23 protein-coding genes are annotated in these 19,679 nt (G+C 74.0%); 7 read left to right on the forward strand and 16 right to left on the reverse strand.

Going from position 1 to position 19,679, the window contains the following annotated elements; translation table 11 throughout:
* The first annotated feature begins 52 nt into the window (after window positions 1-52).
* The 4 genes from kal to AC0IVP_RS17265 all read left to right on the forward strand — a co-directional run bounded on the left by kal (window position 53) and on the right by AC0IVP_RS17265 (window position 3,716).
* Window positions 53-442: a 3-aminobutyryl-CoA ammonia lyase gene (kal, locus tag AC0IVP_RS17250; protein ID WP_471758120.1), complete on the forward strand. Its 390-nt coding sequence runs from the start codon at window positions 53-55 to the stop codon at window positions 440-442.
* A 308-nt stretch (window positions 443-750) separates the two neighbouring features.
* Window positions 751-2,385 carry an apolipoprotein N-acyltransferase gene (lnt, locus tag AC0IVP_RS17255; RefSeq protein WP_471758122.1) on the forward strand — a complete coding sequence of 545 codons (1,635 nt, stop codon included), beginning with the start codon at window positions 751-753 and terminating at the stop codon, window positions 2,383-2,385.
* Window positions 2,382-3,167 (forward strand): polyprenol monophosphomannose synthase, encoded by a 786-nt coding sequence (locus AC0IVP_RS17260; RefSeq protein WP_056298584.1) that lies wholly within the window; start codon window positions 2,382-2,384, stop codon window positions 3,165-3,167. The genes lnt and AC0IVP_RS17260 overlap by 4 nt, the downstream gene beginning before the upstream one ends.
* Before the next feature lie 30 nt (window positions 3,168-3,197).
* A complete protein-coding gene (locus AC0IVP_RS17265) occupies window positions 3,198-3,716 on the forward strand; it encodes an FxsA family protein (protein WP_471758124.1) in 519 nt (172 codons plus the stop codon).
* A gap of 66 nt (window positions 3,717-3,782) precedes the next feature.
* Here AC0IVP_RS17265 and AC0IVP_RS17270 read toward each other — a convergent pair whose 3' ends face one another.
* From AC0IVP_RS17270 to AC0IVP_RS17290, 5 genes are all read right to left on the reverse strand, one after another.
* Window positions 3,783-4,130: an RNA polymerase-binding protein RbpA gene (locus AC0IVP_RS17270; RefSeq protein ID WP_056298576.1), complete on the reverse strand. Its 348-nt coding sequence runs from the start codon at window positions 4,128-4,130 to the stop codon at window positions 3,783-3,785.
* A 172-nt stretch (window positions 4,131-4,302) separates the two neighbouring features.
* Complete coding sequence (locus AC0IVP_RS17275; RefSeq protein ID WP_471758126.1) at window positions 4,303-5,043, reverse strand: thymidine kinase; 741 nt, start codon at window positions 5,041-5,043, stop codon at window positions 4,303-4,305.
* A complete protein-coding gene (locus AC0IVP_RS17280) occupies window positions 5,040-6,374 on the reverse strand; it encodes an MFS transporter (protein WP_471758128.1) in 1,335 nt (444 codons plus the stop codon). Before AC0IVP_RS17280 ends, AC0IVP_RS17275 begins: the two co-directional genes overlap by 4 nt.
* The gene (locus AC0IVP_RS17285) at window positions 6,371-7,306 is read right to left on the reverse strand and encodes a lysophospholipid acyltransferase family protein (protein ID WP_471758130.1); all 936 of its coding nucleotides are present in this window, start codon (window positions 7,304-7,306) and stop codon (window positions 6,371-6,373) included. Before AC0IVP_RS17285 ends, AC0IVP_RS17280 begins: the two co-directional genes overlap by 4 nt.
* Window positions 7,303-8,079: a glycerophosphodiester phosphodiesterase family protein gene (locus AC0IVP_RS17290; RefSeq protein WP_056298565.1), complete on the reverse strand. Its 777-nt coding sequence runs from the start codon at window positions 8,077-8,079 to the stop codon at window positions 7,303-7,305. The genes AC0IVP_RS17285 and AC0IVP_RS17290 overlap by 4 nt, the downstream gene beginning before the upstream one ends.
* 97 nt (window positions 8,080-8,176) lie before the next feature.
* Here AC0IVP_RS17290 and AC0IVP_RS17295 point away from each other — a divergent pair, with 97 nt between their 5' ends.
* Window positions 8,177-8,626 (forward strand): hypothetical protein, encoded by a 450-nt coding sequence (locus tag AC0IVP_RS17295; RefSeq protein WP_235564907.1) that lies wholly within the window; start codon window positions 8,177-8,179, stop codon window positions 8,624-8,626.
* A gap of 55 nt (window positions 8,627-8,681) precedes the next feature.
* Here the strand turns inward: AC0IVP_RS17295 and AC0IVP_RS17300 are convergent, their stop codons facing one another.
* The 5 genes from AC0IVP_RS17300 to AC0IVP_RS17320 all read right to left on the reverse strand — a co-directional run bounded on the left by AC0IVP_RS17300 (window position 8,682) and on the right by AC0IVP_RS17320 (window position 12,866).
* Window positions 8,682-8,915 carry a hypothetical protein gene (locus tag AC0IVP_RS17300; RefSeq protein ID WP_157519525.1) on the reverse strand — a complete coding sequence of 78 codons (234 nt, stop codon included), beginning with the start codon at window positions 8,913-8,915 and terminating at the stop codon, window positions 8,682-8,684.
* A 1,452-nt stretch (window positions 8,916-10,367) separates the two neighbouring features.
* Window positions 10,368-11,273 carry a 4-hydroxy-tetrahydrodipicolinate synthase gene (gene dapA / locus AC0IVP_RS17305; RefSeq protein WP_471758132.1) on the reverse strand — a complete coding sequence of 302 codons (906 nt, stop codon included), beginning with the start codon at window positions 11,271-11,273 and terminating at the stop codon, window positions 10,368-10,370.
* Window positions 11,274-11,291: 18 nt separating this feature from the next.
* Complete coding sequence (locus AC0IVP_RS17310; RefSeq protein ID WP_471758134.1) at window positions 11,292-11,753, reverse strand: tRNA (cytidine(34)-2'-O)-methyltransferase; 462 nt, start codon at window positions 11,751-11,753, stop codon at window positions 11,292-11,294.
* Between the two features lie 4 nt (window positions 11,754-11,757).
* On the reverse strand, window positions 11,758-12,246 hold the full coding sequence (locus tag AC0IVP_RS17315; protein WP_471758136.1) for a GNAT family N-acetyltransferase: 489 nt from the start codon (window positions 12,244-12,246) through the stop codon (window positions 11,758-11,760).
* 59 nt (window positions 12,247-12,305) lie between these two features.
* Entirely contained in the window at window positions 12,306-12,866 is a 561-nt protein-coding gene (locus AC0IVP_RS17320; RefSeq protein ID WP_056298537.1) for an isochorismatase family protein, read from the reverse strand.
* 120 nt (window positions 12,867-12,986) lie between these two features.
* Here AC0IVP_RS17320 and AC0IVP_RS17325 point away from each other — a divergent pair, with 120 nt between their 5' ends.
* Window positions 12,987-13,277, forward strand: coding sequence for a hypothetical protein (locus AC0IVP_RS17325; protein ID WP_471758138.1), 291 nt, complete (start codon window positions 12,987-12,989; stop codon window positions 13,275-13,277).
* Between the two features lie 28 nt (window positions 13,278-13,305).
* Here the strand turns inward: AC0IVP_RS17325 and AC0IVP_RS17330 are convergent, their stop codons facing one another.
* From AC0IVP_RS17330 to AC0IVP_RS17345, 4 genes are all read right to left on the reverse strand, one after another.
* On the reverse strand, window positions 13,306-13,974 hold the full coding sequence (locus AC0IVP_RS17330) for a lysophospholipid acyltransferase family protein (RefSeq protein ID WP_235564906.1): 669 nt from the start codon (window positions 13,972-13,974) through the stop codon (window positions 13,306-13,308).
* Window positions 13,971-14,666 (reverse strand): PAQR family membrane homeostasis protein TrhA, encoded by a 696-nt coding sequence (gene trhA, locus AC0IVP_RS17335; protein WP_471758140.1) that lies wholly within the window; start codon window positions 14,664-14,666, stop codon window positions 13,971-13,973. Before trhA ends, AC0IVP_RS17330 begins: the two co-directional genes overlap by 4 nt.
* 102 nt (window positions 14,667-14,768) lie before the next feature.
* Window positions 14,769-15,134 (reverse strand): Rieske (2Fe-2S) protein, encoded by a 366-nt coding sequence (locus AC0IVP_RS17340; RefSeq protein WP_471758142.1) that lies wholly within the window; start codon window positions 15,132-15,134, stop codon window positions 14,769-14,771.
* 31 nt (window positions 15,135-15,165) lie between these two features.
* Window positions 15,166-15,765 carry an antibiotic biosynthesis monooxygenase gene (locus AC0IVP_RS17345; RefSeq protein ID WP_235564905.1) on the reverse strand — a complete coding sequence of 200 codons (600 nt, stop codon included), beginning with the start codon at window positions 15,763-15,765 and terminating at the stop codon, window positions 15,166-15,168.
* A gap of 77 nt (window positions 15,766-15,842) precedes the next feature.
* Here AC0IVP_RS17345 and AC0IVP_RS17350 point away from each other — a divergent pair, with 77 nt between their 5' ends.
* Window positions 15,843-16,538: a M50 family metallopeptidase gene (locus AC0IVP_RS17350; protein ID WP_471758144.1), complete on the forward strand. Its 696-nt coding sequence runs from the start codon at window positions 15,843-15,845 to the stop codon at window positions 16,536-16,538.
* Window positions 16,539-16,542: 4 nt separating this feature from the next.
* Here AC0IVP_RS17350 and AC0IVP_RS17355 read toward each other — a convergent pair whose 3' ends face one another.
* A complete protein-coding gene (locus tag AC0IVP_RS17355; protein WP_471758146.1) occupies window positions 16,543-18,906 on the reverse strand; it encodes a glycoside hydrolase family 65 protein in 2,364 nt (787 codons plus the stop codon).
* Entirely contained in the window at window positions 18,903-19,622 is a 720-nt protein-coding gene (locus AC0IVP_RS17360) for an HAD family hydrolase (protein ID WP_471758148.1), read from the reverse strand. The genes AC0IVP_RS17355 and AC0IVP_RS17360 overlap by 4 nt, the downstream gene beginning before the upstream one ends.
* Window positions 19,623-19,679 lie beyond the last annotated feature (57 nt).

Here is a 19,679-nt window from a genome sequence, read left to right on the forward strand (position 1 = left end):
CGTCGGCGTCGGCGGAGACCGCGGCGGGGGAGAGCCCCGAGGAGACCGCCGCGTGAGCGCCACCGTCGGACTGACCGTCACCCACCGCCGGTACGTGCCGCACGCGCAGGCCCACTACGGCGGCTCGCTGGTCGACGGCGCCTACACCCTGGGCCTGTTCGGCGACGTCGCCACCGAGGTCGCGGTCGTCGGGGACGGCGACGAGGGGCTGCTCGCCGGGTACAGCGAGGTCCGCTTCCTGGGACCGGTGCAGGCCGGCGACGTGCTGGAGGCCTCCTGCGAGGTGGTCCGGGTCGGCCGGCGCAGCCGGACGCTGCGCTGCTGGGCCGACGTCGTCGCCCGCGCGGAGCCCGCGCGGGGCCCGTCGGCGGCGGGCGTGCTGGACCCGCCGCTCCGCGTGGTAGAGGCCACCGCCACCCTCGTCGTGCCGGAAGCGTCGTGACGCACGGCAGCGACTCGGTCACATTTTGGTCACGGCCTGCCGCTGGTGTCCCGATGACCTGTCCGTCCGGCGTGTCGGCTCCTAGGGTCTGACCGCTCGCACGATGCGGTCCCGACCTGTCTCGGGGCCACCCGGGCGGCACCCCGCGCCACCAGACAACGACGGGTGCGGACGCAACCGGCGTCCGGTCCGACGGCCCGAAGGCGCGGGGTGCCGTCGCCGGGGAGCTGACGCCGGCCCCCGCCCCCCGGGTGGGATGCTGGTGGTCCCGCGCCGCCCGGCGCGGACCAGCGAGGGGAGTGCCGGCAGTGGCAGCGACCGGCACGGTCGAACGGGCGGTCCCGCCCGCCGACGACGACACCCCCCGCACCCGCCGCCCGGCCACCGCGCTGCTGGGCCGCACGCTGCTGGCCGCGGGCGGTGGCCTCGCCCTGTTCTTCGCGTTCCCCGGCTTCGACCTCTCCTGGCTGGCTCTGGTCGGGCCGGCGACGCTGTCGCTCGCCGTCCACGGCACCCGCTTCCGCACCGGGCTCTGGCTGGGCCTCGTGCACGGCCTGGCCTTCTTCGTCCCCCTGCTGTCCTGGACCGGCGTCTACGTCGGGTCCTTCCCCTGGCTGGCGCTGGCCACCGCCGAGTCGCTCTACGTCGCGGTGCTGGGCGGCGCGCTCGCCGTCACCGCCGGCGTCCGCGGCTGGCCGCTGTGGGCAGCAGCGCTCTGGGTGGGCCAGGAGGCCGTGCGCGGCCGCTGGCCCTTCGGCGGCTTCCCCTGGGGACGGCTGGCCTTCAGCCAGGCGGAGGGGCCCTTCACCGGGCTGGCCGCCTACGGCGGGACCGCGCTGGTCAGCTTCGCCGTCGCCCTCACCGGCACGCTGCTCGCCGCCGCGGTCCTCGCCCTCCTCCGCGCCCGCCGCACGGACGCGCTGCGCGCGCCCGCCGTCCGCGCCGGGGCCGCGGCCGTCGTCGTCGCCCTCGCGGTGCCGGTCCTGGGCTGGGTCGCTGCGCTGCCGCTGCCCGGCGCCTCGCTGACCGAGGGTGGACCCACCCGGGTCGTCGCCGTCGTCCAGGGGAACGTGCCCCGGGCCGGCCTGGACTTCAACGCCCAGCGCCGGGCGGTGCTGGACAACCACGTGCGGGAGACCCAGGCGCTGGCGCTGCAGGTCGACACCGGCGAGGTGGCCCAGCCCGACCTCGTCGTCTGGCCGGAGAACAGCTCCGACATCGACCCCTACCGCAACGCCGACGCGGCCGCGGCCATCAGCACCGCCGCCCGCGCCATCGGCGCCCCGATCCTGGTCGGTGCAGTCGTCAGCGGCCCGGGGGAGTTCCTCAGCAACACCGCGATCGTCTGGGACCCCGAGACCGGGCCGGGGGACACCTACGTCAAGCGCCACCCGGTGCCCTTCGCAGAGTACATCCCCCACCGCGACTTCTTCCGGTTCTTCAGCTCCCAGGTCGACCTGGTCCGCAACGACTTCGCCGCCGGCGAGGGCGTGGGCACCCTGGACGTCGGCGGCGCCCGCATCGGGGACGTCATCTGCTTCGAGGTCGCCTACGACGGCCTGGTCCGCGACGTCGTCGACGCCGGGGCCACCATGCTGGTCGTCCAGACCAACAACGCCACCTTCGGCTACACCGACGAGAGCCCCCAGCAGCTGGCCATGGGCCGGCTGCGTGCCGTCGAGTTCGGCCGGTCGGTCGTGATGGCCTCCACCAGCGGGATCAGCGCCGTCATCGCCCCCGACGGCACCCTGGTCCGCAGCTCCGGGCTGTTCACCGCGGCGACCTTCGTGGAGGAGATCGCCCAGCGGGACGGTCGGACCCTCGCCTCCCGCGTCGGCGCCGGACCGGAGTGGGTGCTGACCGCACTGGGTGTCGCCGCATTCGCCGGTGTCGTGGGCTCGGGGGTCATCCGCCGCCGGGCTCTGCGACGAACCCCGGCGTGACCTCCCCGAGCGACCGCGTGCTGGTCGTCGTCCCCACGTACAACGAGGTCGAGAGCCTGGCCGGGGTGCTGGACCGGCTGCACGCCGCCGTCCCCACCGCGCACGCGCTGGTCGTCGACGACGGCTCACCCGACGGCACCGGCGCGCTCGCCGACGCGCTGGCGCAGGCCGACGAGCGGGTGCACGTGCTGCACCGCACCGAGAAGTCCGGGCTGGGCCCGGCCTACGTCGCCGGCTTCGCCTGGGCCCGGGCCCAGGGCTGGCCGGTCGTCGTCGAGATGGACGCCGACGGGTCGCACCCGCCGGAGCAGCTGCCGGACCTGTTGGCCGCGCTGGAGGACGCCGACCTCGTGCTGGGCTCCCGGTACCTGCCCGGCGGCCGGGTCGAGGACTGGCCGTGGTTCCGGCTGGCCATCTCCCGGGTCGGGAACGTCTACACCCGGTGGGCGCTGCGGCTGCCCCTCACCGACGCCACCGGCGGGTTCCGGGCCGCGCGGGCCGACCTGCTGGCCCGGCTGCCCTTCGAGGAGGTGGCCAGCCAGGGCTACTGCTTCCAGGTCGACTGGGCCTGGCGGGCGGTCCGCAGCGGGGCCCGGGTGGTCGAGGTGCCGATCGTCTTCACCGAACGTGCCGCGGGCAGGAGCAAGATGAGCTCCTCGATCGTTGGAGAGGCACTGGCCCGGGTCACCTGGTGGGGTGTCCTGGACCGGGTGGCCGACCGGCTGCCCGGTCGGGTGTCCCGGCCGGTACCGGCACGATCGCAGGTCGCCGGGGGTCGCTGACCTCCGCCTGCGGCCGGAGAGAGGGAGCACATGAGCAGCCGACTGCGCACCGCACTGGGCCTGGGCGCACTGGCCGAGGTCCTGGTCTTCATCGCCGTCGCAGCGTGGATCGGGGTGGGCTGGACCATCCTGGCCACCCTGGCGACCAGCGCGCTGGGCTGGGTCCTGCTGGCCCGGCAGGGCACCAAGACCCTCGCCGAGCTGCGCCTGCGCGCCCAGGAGCACCGCGCCCCGGGCACCGTCCTCGGGGACGCCGGCCTGATCGCCGCCGGCGGCCTGCTGATGGTCCTGCCCGGCTTCATCGGCGACCTGCTGGGCCTGCTGTGCCTGCTGCCGGGCACCCGCAAGCTGCCCCGCGCGCTGATCGCCCGCGCCGTGCTGAACAGGCTGCCCGACCGCGCCCGCGGACCGGTGCACGTCCGCAGCACCCGGACGGCGGAGTTCACCACCGACGGCCCGCACCGCACGACCAGCACCCGCGGCCCGGCCGTCATCGAGGGCAGCGTCGTCGAGGGCAGCGTCGTGGGGGAGCCGAGCCCCGAGCGCTGAGCCCGGCCCGGACGCAGAACGGCCCCGGTCCTGGTGGACCGGGGCCGTTCTGCTGTCAGCTGTCGCTCAGCTGGGGACGCGGGTGCGGCGGCTCTTGAGGACGTCGAGGCGCTCGGCCAGGACCTCCTCGAGGTCGTCGACGCTGCGACGCTCCAGCAGCATGTCCCAGTGCGTGCGCGGGGGCTTCACCTTCTTGGGGGCCGGCTCCGCGCCGCCCACCAGCTTGGCGGGCGCGCCGTCGTACTTGCACTCCCAGGTGTCGGGGAGCTCGGCGTCGTCGGCGAACGGCACCGTCACGACGTGGTTCTGGGGGCACCGGTACTCGGCGTACTGCCGCTCGATCGGCGCCGTGTTGCGCTCGGTCTCGTAGCTGACGCTGCCCAGTCGGCTGCCGCGCAGGGAACGCTCGCCCATGGCACACCGTCCTCTCGTGCTCGTGTCGGTCCGTGACGTGGTCCCACGGTGTCTGCCCACCCGGTGACCACTGCACGCGCGACCGAGGTCATCGGTGCGGCGGTGTCGTCCGGGGGAGTCAGGAGGACCAACGACGGAAGTCGGACGGAGATTCCGTCTCGTCAGTCGCCCATCATCGCACGGACACCTCGTGGTCAGCCACCCTCTCCCCGGACAGGGTGAGCTGTCCGGGACCGGTCGGGGTGGGGCCGAGCTGCCCGCGGACGTGGTGTCGGCGGCACAGCACCTGGTACCTCACGTCGTCCCCCGCGGTGGGGGTGGCCACGGTGTCGGCGACGACGACCGTCTCGCCCTCACGCACCATCGCGCCGTCGACGACCCGGGCGTTGAGCAGCCCGGGCAGGCCGCACCAGCACAGCACCTCGACCTGGATCCGCTGGACGTCGTCGGCGAGCTCGAACAGGCGCCGCGTGCCGGTGAACAGCTGGGCGCGGAAGTCGGTGGTCAGCCCGAAGGCGTAGACGTCGACGTGCGACTCGTCGACGAGCTCGGCCAGCTGCTCGACCTGCCGACCGGTGAGGAACTGGGCCTCGTCGACGATGACGTAGTCGACCCGGTGCCCGTCGGCCCAGCGCCCGCGCACCAGCAGCCGGACGTCGACGTCGGGGTCGAGCTCGACGGCCTCGCGGGACAGCCCGACCCGGCTGCTGATCTGCGGGGCGGCGGACCGGTCGCCCTGGGTCAGCCGCAGGCCGTGCCGGCCCTGCCGGCTCTGGTTGTGGTCGACCTGCAGGGCCAGGGTGGACTTCCCGCAGTCCATCGGGCCGTGGAAGAAGGTCAGGTGCGCCGGGGCGGCGTGCCGTCGGCGGTCGCCGGCGACGGGGACGAACGGCGGCAGGGGAGAGGGGGTCACAGACGCTCCGGAGGGGTGTTGCCGGCCTCGAGGACGGCGCGGCGCATCGGCAGCCGGGCCAGCAGCACGAAGCCGGCGACGAAGAAGACGACGAGGCTGATGATGGCCAGCCGGTAGGAGCCGGTGAGCTGGTAGGTCAGACCGAACGCCAGCGGGCCCAGCCAGCTGGTGCCGCGGTCGCTGATCTCGTAGAAGCCGTAGTACTCGGCCTCCTTGCCCAGCGGGATGAGGTGGCTGAACAGCGAGCGGGACAGTGCCTGGGTGCCGCCCTGCACGAGCCCGATGACCGCGGCCAGGGCGTAGAACTGGGCGGCGGCGCCCTCCTGCAGGGTGAAGGCGGCGACCAGCACCAGGGTCCAGGCGACCAGGCAGCCCAGCACGGTGCGCTTGGCGCCGTAGCGGGCCGCGACCCGGCCCAGGCCCAGGGCGCCCGCGATGGCGACCACCTGGACCATGAGGATCGCGCCGGTGAGCACCGACTGGTCCAGGCCCAGCTCCTCGGTGGCGTAGAGCGCCGACAACGAGATGACGGTCTGCACGCCGTCGTTGAAGAGCAGGTAGGCGCCCAGGAACCACAGCGTGAGCGGGAAGGCCCGCATCTCCCTGAGCGTGGTGGCCAGCTGCTTGAACCCGCTCCCGGTCCGGCCCACGGCGGCGGCCACCGGCCGGTTGCGGAGCCGGGACACCGTGAACACGGTGAAGGTGCCCCACCACAGCCCCGCGGTGGCCAGGCAGATCCGCACCGCCTCGCCCTCGGTGAGACCCAGGGAGTCCCGGGAGACGTAGAGCACCAGGTGCACGGCCAGCAACAGGGCGCCGCCGACGTAGCCGACCGCCCAGCCCCGGCTGGAGACCCTGTCCCGCTCGTCGGGTGCAGCCAGGTCGGGCAGCCAGGCGTAGTAGACGACGGTGGCGGCCCCGAAGCTGATGTTGGCCAGCACGAAGAGCCCCGCGCCCAGCAGGTAGCGGCCGTCGGAGACGAAGAACAGGCCCGTGCAGGACAGCGCGCCCAGCGCGGCGAACCCGCCGAGCAGCTCGCGCCGCCGTCCGGTGCGGTCGGCGATCGCCCCGGTGACCGGCAGGACGACGACCTGGACGACGACGGAGAACGACAGCACGAAGGAGAACCAGCTGCCCGGGTCGATGCCCAGGAAGCCCAGCTCGCCGTCCGGGCCGGCCGCGTCGCGGGCCACCGAGGTCAGGTAGGGCCCGAGGAAGACGGTGGTGACGCTGGTGTTGAACACCGACATCGCCCAGTCGTAGGAGTACCAGCCGGTGCGCTCGCGCCGCAGGGCGCGGTCGACCGGGGGCGCGCTGGGGGCGTGGGTCACGGCCGCAGGGTGTCAGGCGGGGACGGGGCGGGTCCAGCACCGGGCACGTCGGCGGGCACGCGTCCTCCCGGGTAGGCAGCGACGGCCGTGGTCGGCCGGGTGGGGTCTCCGAAGGCGATCCGGTCGGTGGGCTCGCCGGCGCGCAGCGGCACCAGCCCCCGGGTGATCGCCGCGGTGATCCGCATCCGGGCCCGGTGCGCGTCACCGACCCGACCGGCCTCCAGGTCCTCCAGCGGCACGGGCGGTCCGACGTGCACCCGGAGGGCCGGCTGGCGCCACAGCGCGCGGGCCAGGGTGCGCAGCTTGCCCCAGTCGTTGGCGTACTGCAGGACCTCGTGGGCTCCCCACTGGCTGATGGGGAGCACCGGCACCCGGGTCTCCAGGGCCAGCCGGGCCAGACCGGTGCGGCCCTTCTCGGGCCACCCGTCGGGGGCCAGCCCGACCCGGCCCTCGGGGTACACGGCCATGTGGCCACCGTGGTCCAGGGCCACCCGGACGACGCGCAGGGCGTGCGCGGCGACGTCGGTGCCCCGCTCGACCCGGACCCCGCCGGACCGCTCCAGCACCGCGCCCACGAGGGGGGCGCCGATGATGCCGCCGGTGGCCATGAACCGCGGGGCAACGCCCAACCGGTGGAAGGCGGCGCCGATGACGAAGGAGTCGTAGTCCCCGATGTGGTTCCCGGCCAGGATCAGCGGCCCGTCCCGCAGCTCGGGCGGGATCTCCCCGGTGATGACGACCCGGCCGAACAGCGATACCGCGGGGGAGACGGTGCGCAGCAGCGCCCGCCACCCCCACCACGGCGGTGCGGCGGCGATGGCCAGCTCGCGGGCGAACCAGTCCGGGTCGGAGTCGGCCACCTGGTCGGCGAGGTCGGCGGGCAGCGGGGGTGGCGTGGGACGCCAGGCCAGCAGCCGGTCCCGGAGGCTCACGTCGCGCTCCAGGCGCCCCGGCGGGTGAGCACCTCGCGCAACATGCTGGGCCGGTCGGTCATCACGCCGTCGACCCCCAGGTCCAGCACCCGGTCCACCTCGGCCGGGTCGTCCACGGTCCACACGTGCACCTGCAGGCTGCGCTCGTGTGCGGCGGCGATGAACCGCTCGTCGACCAGGGGCCGACCGCCCAGGTGCAACGGGACCTGCGCGCAGCCGGCCTGGATGCGGACCAGCCCGGCGGCACGCGGGGAGTAGGAGGACAGCCGGAGCGCGGCGACGCCCTTGGGCCCCAGCGAGGTGCACAGGTCCGGGCCGAGCAGCCGGCGGGCGGCCGCGACGCGGGCGTCGGAGAAGGAGGCCAGGCAGATCCGGTCCAGCACCCCGGTGCGCCGGATCAGCCGGGCCAGCGGGGCCAGCACGCCGGCGGCCTTGACGTCGATGTTGAACCGGACGTCGGGCCAGGCGGTGAGCAGGTCCTCCAGCGGCACGATCGGGTCCCGGCCGCCGATCAGCGCGGTGGACACCTCACTCCAGGGCAGGGCGTCGATCCGGCCGGTGTGGTCGGTGACCCGGTCCAGCGTGGGGTCGTGGAAGGCGACCAGGACGCCGTCGGCGGTGGCCCGGACGTCGGTCTCCAGGTACCGGTAGCCCAGGGCCACCGCAGCCTCGAAGGCCGGCTGGGTGTTCTCGACGTGCTCGATGGCCCCGCCGCGGTGGGCGATCGCCAGAGGCGTCGGCGCGTCGAGGTAGGCGAAGCGCGAGCCGGGCACGGCGACACGCTAGGACGGCCCGTGGAGCCCATGCCTGCCGGGGGTCCCCGGGCGTGTCCCGGCAGCTCCGGGTGATGATCCGTCTACGGTCTGCGACGTGGTGGCAGAGCAGCTGGCGGTGCCGGGGACGGCGTCCGCGGAGTCCGTGGCGGACCCGACGTCGACCGTCCGGGTGCGCCGCTCCCGCCGGCGCGCGCCGGCCGAGGTCGAGGAACGCCGGTGCGGCTGGTGCCGCAGCGTCCTGCCTGCCCAGGAGTCCGTGGGGCGGCCTCGGCTGTACTGCGGCCAGGCCTGCCGCCAGCGCGCCTACGAGCAGCGGTCCGCGACCGCGAAGGCCGGCCTGTCGCCCGATGTGGTGCTGGTGACCCGGACCGAGCTCGACGGGCTCCAGGACCGGCTGTTCCAGCTGCGCTGTGCCCTCGAGGACGTGCAGACCCTGATGACCGAGAAGCCCACGAAGGCCGAGCTGGAGAAGGCGCTGTCGGAGCTGATCCGCTCCACCGGGCGCCTGGACCGGTTGTGGCTGTCGGGCAAGAACGCCGGCTGAGAGCCGCTGGTCGACCTGGTTGCGTCAGCGTGACGCAACCAGGTCGAGGGGCAGGTCAGTCCGGGTCGGAGGGGACGTCGCCCGAGTCCGGGTTCTCGTTGCCGTGGTTGTAGACCGACCCCTGCTCGACGCTGGTCGGGTCGTTGCCGGACAGGTTGCTGGCACCGTCCTTGGGCGTGCCGGAGCGCTGCCCCAGACCCTCGGTGTCGCTGCACCCGGTGAGGGCGGCGCCGCCGCCGAAGAGCGCCAGAGCGGCGAGGACGGAGACGACGGGACGGCGGATCTGCATGCTGTGAGCGTAGGCGACCCGCCCGTCTGTCGCGCCCTCGACACCCACCTGCCGTCACCTGTATTCGTCACTGTGACCTTATGTGGTCTGTCCCGGTGGACCGAGGGGAGTGGCGCCCGGACGCGGCGTCGCCCACCGGGGGCTCGGTGGGCCCGGCGTAGAAGGTCTGGCACCGGTGAGGCCTGAGGTCGACGGCCGACGACGCCGGGCACGGTGGGCGATCGTGATCGACGGTCGACGCCCGCGGCGGTCGACGGCGCGGGCGCAGAGCCGCACGGGCGCCGCACACGGGGACGGACACCACCAGGACGACCGAACTCGACGGACCGGGCGCAAGCTGGTGCGCGTGCGAGCTGACCGCCGACGAGCGAGCACCGACGAGCGAGCACCGACGCGCAGTCGGCGGGCGACGACGTCACGGTCCGTCGGAGCACCCAGACGTCGGGTGGGCCACCCCTCCCGGCCCTCCACCTGTCACGCCGATAATCGACATTATGTCAACCACCGCCCTCGGCTGCTCGACTCAGACTGCGGCCAACGTCCGGCAGATCAGTCCTTGCTGGCACGGGAGTGAGCGACAACTCTTCTGTCTCCCACCGCGTCTGGCGCAGAACGGCCCGGGGGCTGAGGGGGGTGCCCGCGCGCAGAAGTCAGCTGCTGGTTGGTCTAGGCCGGTAGGTAGAGCGTCCGCGGGCTAGCTAGATGAGCAGGGGGCCGCGTGGGGCGCGGCCACCCTGTGGCGCCACGGCTCACGCGGCTCGTACCTCCGGCGCCTGACTGGTCCCGGACTTTGTGCCCGTCAGTCGTCCCGCCTTCGCTATTGCAGCAGTAAGGCGTCGCCGGAAGGGAGAGCAATCTGCCCCTCCCGACGCAAAGCGATCAGTGAAGTAGCTAGATGAGACGCTGCCATCCAGGGTCCGGTTGTCGGATCAAGGAGCTCTCCTGCTAGCCAATCAAAGTGCATCGCATAAAGATGGTCCCCCCCTTTCCGCTTCTTGGTTGGCGTGATCTCAACGTCTTCCTCGCCCCGTCGCACAATTAGGAAGAGGAACAAGTTGCGAACTTCCGGATTTGCTGTCCGTAGTGCTCCGTCGACCGGCTTGAGCATGATGTCCCGGGCGCGGAGAAAGTTCCGATGGACCACTCGAAAGCGTTCCACATCGTCGCTGGGTTCCGCGCGAAAGGAAACTTGAACCCAGTCTTCGAGGTCATTCATATTACGTACTCCAGTCATCGACAGTAGGGGCCCCGGAGGGCACCTCCCATGTTCGGCTCGGTAGGCCATCATGTGCATGTACTCCCAGGACAACGCCGGTCGCCGGGACCTGCTCCGATGAGCTCATGGACCCGCGAGAGGGCAAGCCTTCTCCGAACAGCAGAGGTGACCCGGGTGACCACGACCGCGCGCTGCCGTCGATCAAAGCTCGTCTGAGCTGACCCATCCGGGCGGGATCAGACGATGGCGTCGGCCAACAGCCCGGCGGCGACCAACCCGGCCCGCAGGTCGGCGACCTCGTCGTCGTCGAGCTCGACCAGGGGCTGCCGGACCCGACGGTCCCCCAGCACCCCGAGCAGCTCCAGCGCCGCCTTGGCCGTCGTGGCGCCGTAGTTGGGCACGCCCATCACCGCGTCGAAGGCCGGCAGCAGGCGGGTGTGCAGCGCCAGCGCCCCGGCGTGGTCACCGGCCAGGAACGCCTCGATCATCGCGCGCAGCTCGCGGCCGGCGGCGTGTGCGACGACGCTCACCGAACCCACGGCGCCGTAGGCCAGGTAGCCCAGCGTCAGGGCGTCGTCCCCGCAGTAGACCTCGTAGCCCAGGTCGACCAGCCGGGCCGCGTGCGCCGGGTTGCCGGTGGCGTCCTTGACGGCGACCACGGACGGGATCTCCCGGGCCGCGCGGTAGGTGTCCAGCGCGATCGACGACCCGGTGCGCCCGGGCACGTCGTAGAGCATGACCGGGATGTCGCTGACCGAGGCGACCGTGCGGAAGTGCTCGAGCACGCCCTTCTGGCTGGGCTTGTTGTAGTACGGCGTCACGACCAGCAGCCCGTCGGCGCCGATGTCGGCGGCCTGGCCGGCGATCTCCACCGAGTGCGCCGTGCTGTTGGTGCCCACCCCGGCGACGACCGCGGCCCGGTCCCCCACGGCCGCCCGCACCGCGGCCAGGATCTCGCCGTCCTCGGGCACCGTGGTCGTGGGCGCCTCCCCCGTCGTGCCGGAGACGACGACGCCGTCGCTGCCGGTGGCCACCACGTGCTCGGCGATCGCCACCGTCGCCGCGAGGTCGACGCCGCCGTCGGCGTCGAAGGCCGTGGCGATGGCGGTGAGCAGGCGGCCGAAGCGGGGCGGGTTCTCCACGGCGGCAATCTAGCTGGCTCAGCTGCCGGCGAAGTCGTGCTGGCGCCAGGCCTCGTAGGCGGCGACGGCCGCGGCGTTGGACAGGTTCAGCGACCGCCTCCCGGCCAGCATCGGCAGCCGGACCCGGTCGGTCACCCGGGGGTGGGACAGCACTGCCTCCTCCAGGCCGGTGGGCTCGGGGCCGAAGAGCAGCACGTCGCCGGGCTCGTAGACCACGTCGGTGTGCCGGACGGTCGCACCGGTGGTGAAGGCGAACACCCTGGCACCGGGCACCGAGTCGAGGAAGGCAGCCAGGCCCTCGTGCACCGTCACCGAGGCCAGGTCGTGGTAGTCCAGCCCGGCCCGGCGCAGCTTGGCGTCGGACAGGTCGAAGCCCAGCGGGCCGATCAGGTGCAGCTGCGCGCCGGTGGCCGCGACCAGCCGGATGGCGTTGCCGGTGTTCGGCGGGATCCGCGGTTCGTGGAAGGCGATGCGGAACACCGGGTCAGTCTGCCTGGCCGCGGGTGACCGGGTCGTCGTAGACCATCAGCACCGCGTCGACCACGTGGTCACCCCACTGCTGGCGCGCCGTCCCGGTCTCCCGCCACCCGCGCCGGAGGTAGAAGCCCCGGGCGGCCGCGTCCGGTTCGACCAGCAGCACCGGGGCCCGGCCGGCCGCGACGGCCGTGGCCACCGCGTGCTCCAGCAGCGCCCGGCCGGCGCCGCGCACGGAGCCGTCGGTGACCAGCCGGGACACCACGGCCAGCCGCTCGGGCGGCATGCCGGTGGCTGCCGACCAGCCCCGGGCCGCCGTCCACTCCCCCTCGTCGCCGTCCGGCCCGGCCGCCGGGTGCAGGGCGACGTGCCCGACCACCCGGCCGGCGGACTCGGCGACGGCGCCGGCGAGTTCGGTGGGAGCAGCCAACCAGTCCGCCCGGACGACGGAGGCCCGCACCGGGTACCGGTGCATCCGGTGGCTGCGGGTCAGGATCACCAGCAGCGGGTCCAGGTCGGTCTGCCGGCGGGGCCGTACGACCAGGTCGCCCGGGGCGCTCAGGACCGACCTGCGAAGGCGATGTCGGCGGCGGGCAGCACGGCCGCGGTCCGGCCGGGGGCGGTCTGGAAGCCCCAGTACAGGTTGGTGTGCGCGACGACCTGCTCCGGTGGCGGCGCCCCGTGGGCGGTGAGGTCCTCGGTGGTGTGCGCGTCGCCGACCAGCGTGACGTCGTACCCGCGGGTGAAGGCGCCGTGGATGGTGGAGCGGATGCAGGCGTCGGACTGGGCGCCGGCAACCACCAGGTGACCCACCCGGGCCTGGGCCAGCACGGTCTCCAGGTCGGTGTCCTCGAAGGAGTCGCCGTGGGTCTTGGCGACCAGCGCCTCGGCGTCCCGGCGCTGCAGCTCGGGCACGTACTCCCACTGCGGGCTGCCGACCGGCAGGTCCTCGGCGGAGTGCTGCACCCAGACCACCGGGACGTCGGCGGCGCGCGCGGCGTCCACGAGCCCGCCGATCGCCGCGACCACCTCGTCCCGCCGTGGGGCGCCGGCGACGACGCCGTTCTGCACGTCGACCACCACGAGGGCGGTCCGGGGTCGGTCGGGCAGCGTCGTCATCACGATCTCCTCAGCGCGGGGCCGTCAGGTGCGGCGACCGTAGCGCCGACCACCGACAGGACGGGCCCGGTGAGCAGTCCTCCCCTGGGACCGGCGGCCGCGGCCACCCAGCCTGGTCCGGTGACCACGCAGCCCGTCAGCACCCGGGCCCTCCACCGCAGCTGGCCCGGTCGGCTCGACCGCGCCGGTCAGGCCGCACTCGCCGCCGGCGGGCTGCTGGTGGGCGCCGCGATAGTCTGGAACCACCGGCACGTCGGTGACCCCGGCACCTGGACCGCGGACGCCGTCGCCCTGGCGCTGCTGGCCGCCCTCGGGCTGGGGCACTCGCAGCTGCGCCGCGGCCGGCCGGGCCGCTGGCCGGTCGCGGTCGCCGTCGTGGTCCTGCTCGGCCTCCCGCTGCTGGCCGTCTGACCTAGAACCAAACGCTCGGGCCGACCGCTCAGGCCGACCGCTCGGCGTCGTGCCGGGCCACCAGCTCCCGGAACGCCACCTGCGCCTTGGCCCGACCCGGGATCTGCGGCGGGGCACCCGTGCGCACCTCCGTCATCACCCGGCGACCCAGCTCGGCCGCGCTCTCGCCCTCGACGACCGTGGTGGGCGGCAGGAACTCCACGGTGATCCGCGGCCGTCGGGGCACCCGCACGATGTCGGTGACCCCGGTGATCCGACAGCCGACGACGACCGTCCCGGGGACGGCGAGCACGAGCCGGCCGGCCCCGCTGCGCACCGGCATGGTGCGCCCGCGTGACACCGTGCCCTCGGGGAAGACGCCCAACGCCCCGCCCTCGCGCAGCACCTGCTCGGCGGCGGCGAGCGCGCCGGTGTCGCCGGTGCCGCGGGCGACCGGGATCTGGCCCATCCGGTCCAGGACCCAGGCGATGGCCGGGTTCTTCCACAGCGAGTCCTTGGCCAGTGCCCGCAGGTGCCGCCGGCGCAGTGCGGCGATGCCGACGACGACCGGGTCCCACGCGCTGTCGTGGTTGGGCATCACGACCACCGGCCCCTCGGCCGGCAGGTGCTCCAGGCCGCGCACGTCCAGCCGGCCCCACCAGCGCACCGCGGGGGTGCTGGCGACCATGACCAGGCGGTACACCCAGGGGACGCTCACCGGCTGGCCAGCAGGATCGCGACGGCGGCGAAGTGCATGGTGGCCGCGACGCAGACCGCGGCGTGGAACACCTCGTGGTAGCCGAAGACCAGCGGGCGGGGGTCGGGGCGGCGCAGGTGGTAGCCCACCGCCCCGGCGATGTAGACCGCTCCCCCGCCGAGGACGAGCCAGCCGGCGGCGTGCCCGGCGGTGTCCCACAGCGCCGGCAGGCCCAGCGCGGAGAGCACGCCGAGGCCGACGAAGACCCCGCCCATCAGCAGCTCGGGAACGTCCATGAAGACCAGGTGCAGCACGATGGCGGCCAGCGCACAGCCCCACACCAGGCCCAGCAGCAGGTACCCCGCGGTGCCCCGGACGGCGAGCAGCGCGACGGGGGTGGCGGTGCCGGCGACCAGCGTGACGATCATGGTGTGGTCCAGCCGCTGCAGCCGGCGGTTGGACCGCACCGACCAGCTGCCCCGGTGGTACAGCGCGCTGGTGCCGAACAGGCCGCTCACCCCCACCACGTAGACCACCGCGGCGACGGTCTCGACCGGTCCGCGGGCGGCGACGACGAGCAGCACCCCGAACACCAGGGACAGCTCGAACCAGACCAGGTGCAGCCACCCCCGCCACTGCGGCTTGACGTAGTGCGTCTGCCGCTGGGCGTCGTAGAGCAGGGCTGCCTGCGGGTCGATCGGCGGGGCGGTCACGCGTGCCTCCTCGGGCCGCCCGGTGGTTCGAGCGGTGCCCGCCAGTCTGCCCGACGGCCGCACCCCACGCCGGGGTGAGGTCCCGGCGGGGGCCGGTGCGGGTCAGCCCTCGACGACGACGTCGTCCCCACGGCGGACGGCGCGGCGCACCCGCAGCGGCAGGACCTTCCCGAGCAGCCGGATCAGCCCGGTGTACCCGGGGGTGGGGCCGTGCCAGCCCAGGAACCCGCGGGGACCCTCGACCATCGCGCCGGAGTCCAGGTCGTAGCGGGCCTGGTGCCAGGGGCAGACCAGGCAGCCGTCGGCGTCCACCGTGCCCTCGGACAGGTCGGCGAGCTGGTGCCGGCAGCGGCGGGAGGTGGCGACGAGGTCGCCGTCCCGGTTGGCGACGGCCCAGGGCCCGGCCCGGCGGACGGCGCCGGGCGGGAGGTCGGCGGCGGGGATCCGGCGCTGCTCACGTGAGGTCATGCCCGGGCCCCTACCCCGGCGGGACGGGGGCTCAGCCGCGCCGGTGCCGCCAACTGCGGCCCTGCAACCACCACTCGAGGCGGCGGGTGATCCAGGGCAGCAGCAGGTAGGTCATCAGCGGGGTGAGGGTCAGTGTCACGACCGCCACCCGCCAGACGACGAACACGTCGGCCAGCAGCGCACCCAGGGTGACCGTCGCGAGCAGGTTGAGCGGGAAGAAGACCAGCCAGATGGTGGTGGCCTGCTTCCAGCGCGGCGGCGGACCGGCGGGGGGCGGGGTGTGGTCGACGGCCTCGGTGCTCTCCGGCGGGTCGAACCAGCCCTCGATGCCGGTGCGCTTCTCGGTGCGGGTGACCTGGGCCAGCCCCTGGGCGGCGCCCAGCCACCAGGACCGCTCGGGGCTGGCCTCCCAGGCGGTGAGCGTCGCGGGTGAGTCGAAGCGGGCCAGCATGTGCCACTCGTCCGAGCCGCCGCGCGGGCGCACCCAGCCACCGCCCAGGAAGCCCGGCGCGGACTCGGCCAGCGTGAGCCCGGACCGGATCCAGGCGGTCATCTCCGCGGCGTGCGCGGGGTCGGCCCGCCGGGTGAAGGAGACGGTGACCGGCAGGGTGCCGGTGGCGGGCGCTGTCACGCCTTCCAGGGTCCCCGGTGATCGTGTCCCGTGCGTGTCACGTCGCGCACACAGCGGACTGTGGTCGGCTGGCCCCGATGAGCGAGACCTGGGACCGCGTGAGCGCCACCTCTCCCCCGCTGCCGGCCTGGGCGCTGCTGGTCAGCGCGGCCGTGGCGCTGGTGCTGGTCGGCCAGCGAGACCTCTGGCGGACCAGCCGCAACGCCGTGACGATCGCCCACGAGGGCGCGCACGGCGTGGCCGCGCTGCTGACCGGACGGCGGCTGGCCGGGATCCGGCTGCACTCGGACACCTCCGGCGTCACCGTCTCCGCCGGACGCCCGACGGGCCCGGGCATGGTGGTGACGGCGGCCGCCGGTTACGTCGGGCCCGGTCTGATCGGGCTGGGTGCGGCCGCGCTGCTGGCCTCGGGTCACGCGATCGGCCTGCTGTGGGCGCTGCTGGTCCTGCTGGCGCTCCTGCTGCTGCAGATCCGCAACCTCTACGGGCTGTGGTCGGTGCTGGCCACCGGGGCCCTGGTCTTCGCCGCGACCTGGTGGCTGCCGGTGACCTGGCAGTCCGGGTTCGCCCACGTCGTCGTGTGGTTCCTGCTGCTGGCCGCGCCGCGCACGGTGTGGGAGCTGCAGGCCAAGAGACGACGCCGGGCAGCACCGGACTCCGACGCCGACCAGCTGGCCCGGCTCACCGGGCTCCCCGGCCTGGTGTGGGTCGGGGTCTTCCTGCTGGTCGACGTCGGGGCGCTGGCGCTGGGCACCTGGTGGCTGGTGCGCTGAGGCCTCAGGCGGGGCGGCCCCGGCGGCGGGGTGCGCAGTGCGCCGGCTGCCGCACCGGCTCGACCGGGCCGAGCTCGGGGACGGGCAGCACCAGCTCCTCGCCGGTGACCTCCACCTGCTCGCCGTGGTGGGTGATCGTCAGCGACTCCCCCCGCACCAGCCGGTAGGTCGCCGTCTCCTGGGTGACGCGGACGGAGAGGCAGCGGCCCAGGAAGACCACCCGGAAGGACAGTGCGGTCAGCCGAGGGGGCAGCCGCGGCGCGAAGGACAGGGCGCCGCCGTGGTCCCGCATCCCGCCGAACCCGGCGACCGCGACCGTCCAGCCCCCGGCCAGCGAGGCGATGTGCAGGCCGTGCCCGGAGTTGCCGTGCAGGTTCTGCAGGTCGGTCAGCGCCGCCTCGCCCCAGTAGTCGTAGGCCAGCTCCAGGTGACCGGTCTCCGCGGCGACGACGGCCTGCTGGGCCGCCGACAGCGAGGAGTCCCGCACCGTGCGCGCCTCGTAGTAGGCGAAGTCGCGGGCCTTCTGCTCGGGGGTGAAGGCGTCCCCGCGCAGGTGCAGCGCCATGACCAGGTCGGCCTGCTTGACCACCTGCTTGCGGTAGATCTCGAAGTAGGGGAAGTGCAGCAGCAGCGGGTACTTCTCCGGCGGGGTGCCCTCGAAGTCCCACTCCTGGTGCCGGGTGAAGTGCTCGCTGGTCTGGTGCACGCCCAGCTCGTCGTCGAACGGGATGCGCATGGCGTCGGCGGCCCGGCCCCACAGGTCCAGCTCGTCGTCGGTGACCTTCAGCCGGGCCGCGACGGCGGGCTGCCGGGCGGCCGCGGCGCGGGCCTCGCGCAGGTTCTTCTGCGCCATCAGGTTCGTGTACACGTTGTTGTCGACCACGGCGGTGTACTCGTCGGGGCCGGTGACGCCGTCGATGCGGAAGCCGCGCCCGTCGTCGAAGTGGCCCAGCGAGGCCCACAGGCGGGCGGTCTCCACCAGCATCTCGACGCCGAACTGCTCGTCGAAGGTGTCGTCGAAGGTCGCCGCGTAGTACCGGGCGACGGCGTCGGCGATGTCGGCGTTGACGTGGAAGGCCGCGGTGCCGGCCGGCCAGTAGCCGCTGGTCTCCTCACCGCGGATGGTCCGCCACGGGAACGCGGCACCCTCGTGGCCGAGCACGCGGGCGCGCTCGCGGGCCAGGTCCAGCGTCGAGTGCCGCCACATGAGGGCGTCCCGGACGGCCTCGGGGGCGGTGTAGGTGAGCACCGGCAGCACGTAGGTCTCGGTGTCCCAGAAGGTGTGCCCGTCGTATCCGGGGCCGGTGAGGCCCTTGGCCGGGATGGGCTGCCGTTCGGCGCGGAGCCCGGCCTGCAGGACGTGGAAGACCCCGACCCGGACGGCCTGCTGCAGTTCGTCGTCGCCCTCGATGACCACGTCGGCCTGCGCCCAGTGCTGGTCCAGCAGGTCGCGCTGCTCGCGGACCAGCCGGTCCCAGCCGGCCAGCTTGGCCACCGAGAGGGCGCCCTCGACCTGGTCGCGGACGGCGGGTGAGGACCGGCGGGAGGACCAGCCGTAGGCCAGGTACTTCACCAGCCGGAGCTTCGAGCCGGCGGGCAGCCGCGCGGCCAGCGTGTAGCGGGCCAGGTCCGGGGAGACCTCGAGGTCCTCGCTGGCGCTGTCGGGCACCTCGACGTCGTGGTCCATGCCGGCGGCCATCCGCAGCCGCGAGGTCCTGGTCTGGTGCACCAGGACGGCGTGCCGGCCACGCCCGACGTGCAGCTCGCCCTGCAGCGGCTTGCTCAGCGCGGCCGCGGCGCGCGGGTCGTCGGACCCGGCGTTCTCCACCAGCTCGTTGGCCAGCAGGTCGGACTGGATCGCGACGTAGAGGTCGCCCTTGTCGTCCACGCAGCGCACCGAGAACTCGATGGCGGCGATGGAGCGGCGGGTCAGGGAGACCAGCCGGGTGCTGGTGACCTCCACGGTGCGCCCGTTGGGCGAGCGCCACACGGTGGTGCGCCGCAGGACGCCGGCGCGCAGGTCCAGGGTGCGGCGGTGCGACTGCACCTCGCCGTAGTCCAGGTCCAGCGGGGAGTCCCCCACCAGCAGCCGGATGAGCTTGCCGTCGGTCACGTTGACGACGGTCTGGCCCTCCTCGGGGAAGCCGTACCCGGCCTCGGCGTAAGGCAGCGGCCGCTCCTCGAAGAACCCGTTGAGGTACGTGCCCGGGACGACGGAGGGCTCCCCCTCCTCCAACGTGCCGCGCATGCCGATGTGCCCGTTGGCCAGGGCGAAGACGGACTCGTTGACGGCCAGGCTGTCGTGGTCGATGCCCACCTCGGTCAGCGACCAGGGCTCGATCGGGAAGTGCGCGCGCCCCTCGGTCACAGCAGTTCCTCCAGGTCCTGCACGACGACGTCGGCGCCGTTCGCGCGCAGCGCGTCGGCCTGACCCACGCGGTCCACGCCCACGACGAAGCCGAAGTGCCCGGCCTTCCCGGCGGCGACGCCGGACTGCGCGTCCTCGAAGACGACGGCCTCCGACGGCTGGACCCCCAGCGCGCGGGCGCCGGCCAGGAAGGTGTCCGGCGCGGGCTTGCCGCGGTACCCCTCCCGGGCCGTGACGACGCCGTCGATGCGCGCGTCGACCAGGTCGGCGAACCCGCCGGCGGCGATGACGGCCTCGCCGTTGGCCGAGGCGGTGACCACGGCGACCGGCAGGCCGGCCTCCTTGGCGGCGCGCAGGTAGCGCATCGAGCCCTCGTAGACCTGGACGCCGTGCTCGTCGAGCTCGGCGAGGACCAGCTCGTTCTTCCGCGTGGCCACGCCCTCCACCGTCGCGGCGTCGGGACCGTCGTCGGCGGAGCCCTCCGGAAGCTCGATGCCCCGGCTGGCCAGGAAGTCGCGGACGCCGTCCCGACGTGGCTTGCCGTCCACGTAGGAGTTGTAGTCGGCGTCGCTGAACTCCGCGGCCTGCGGGTCGCGCGAGCGGAGGAAGTCGTCGAAGGCGCGCTTCCAGGCGGCCTGGTGGACCTTCGCGGTCTGCGTGAGCACACCGTCGAGGTCGAACAGGCACGCGCGGACGGCGTCAGGGAGTCCCAGCACGCGACGACCGTACGGCCCGGTGATCACCCCGACCTCTCGAAGGGCGCCGGGGTGACC

This window comes from Klenkia sp. AC732, assembly GCF_979256525.1.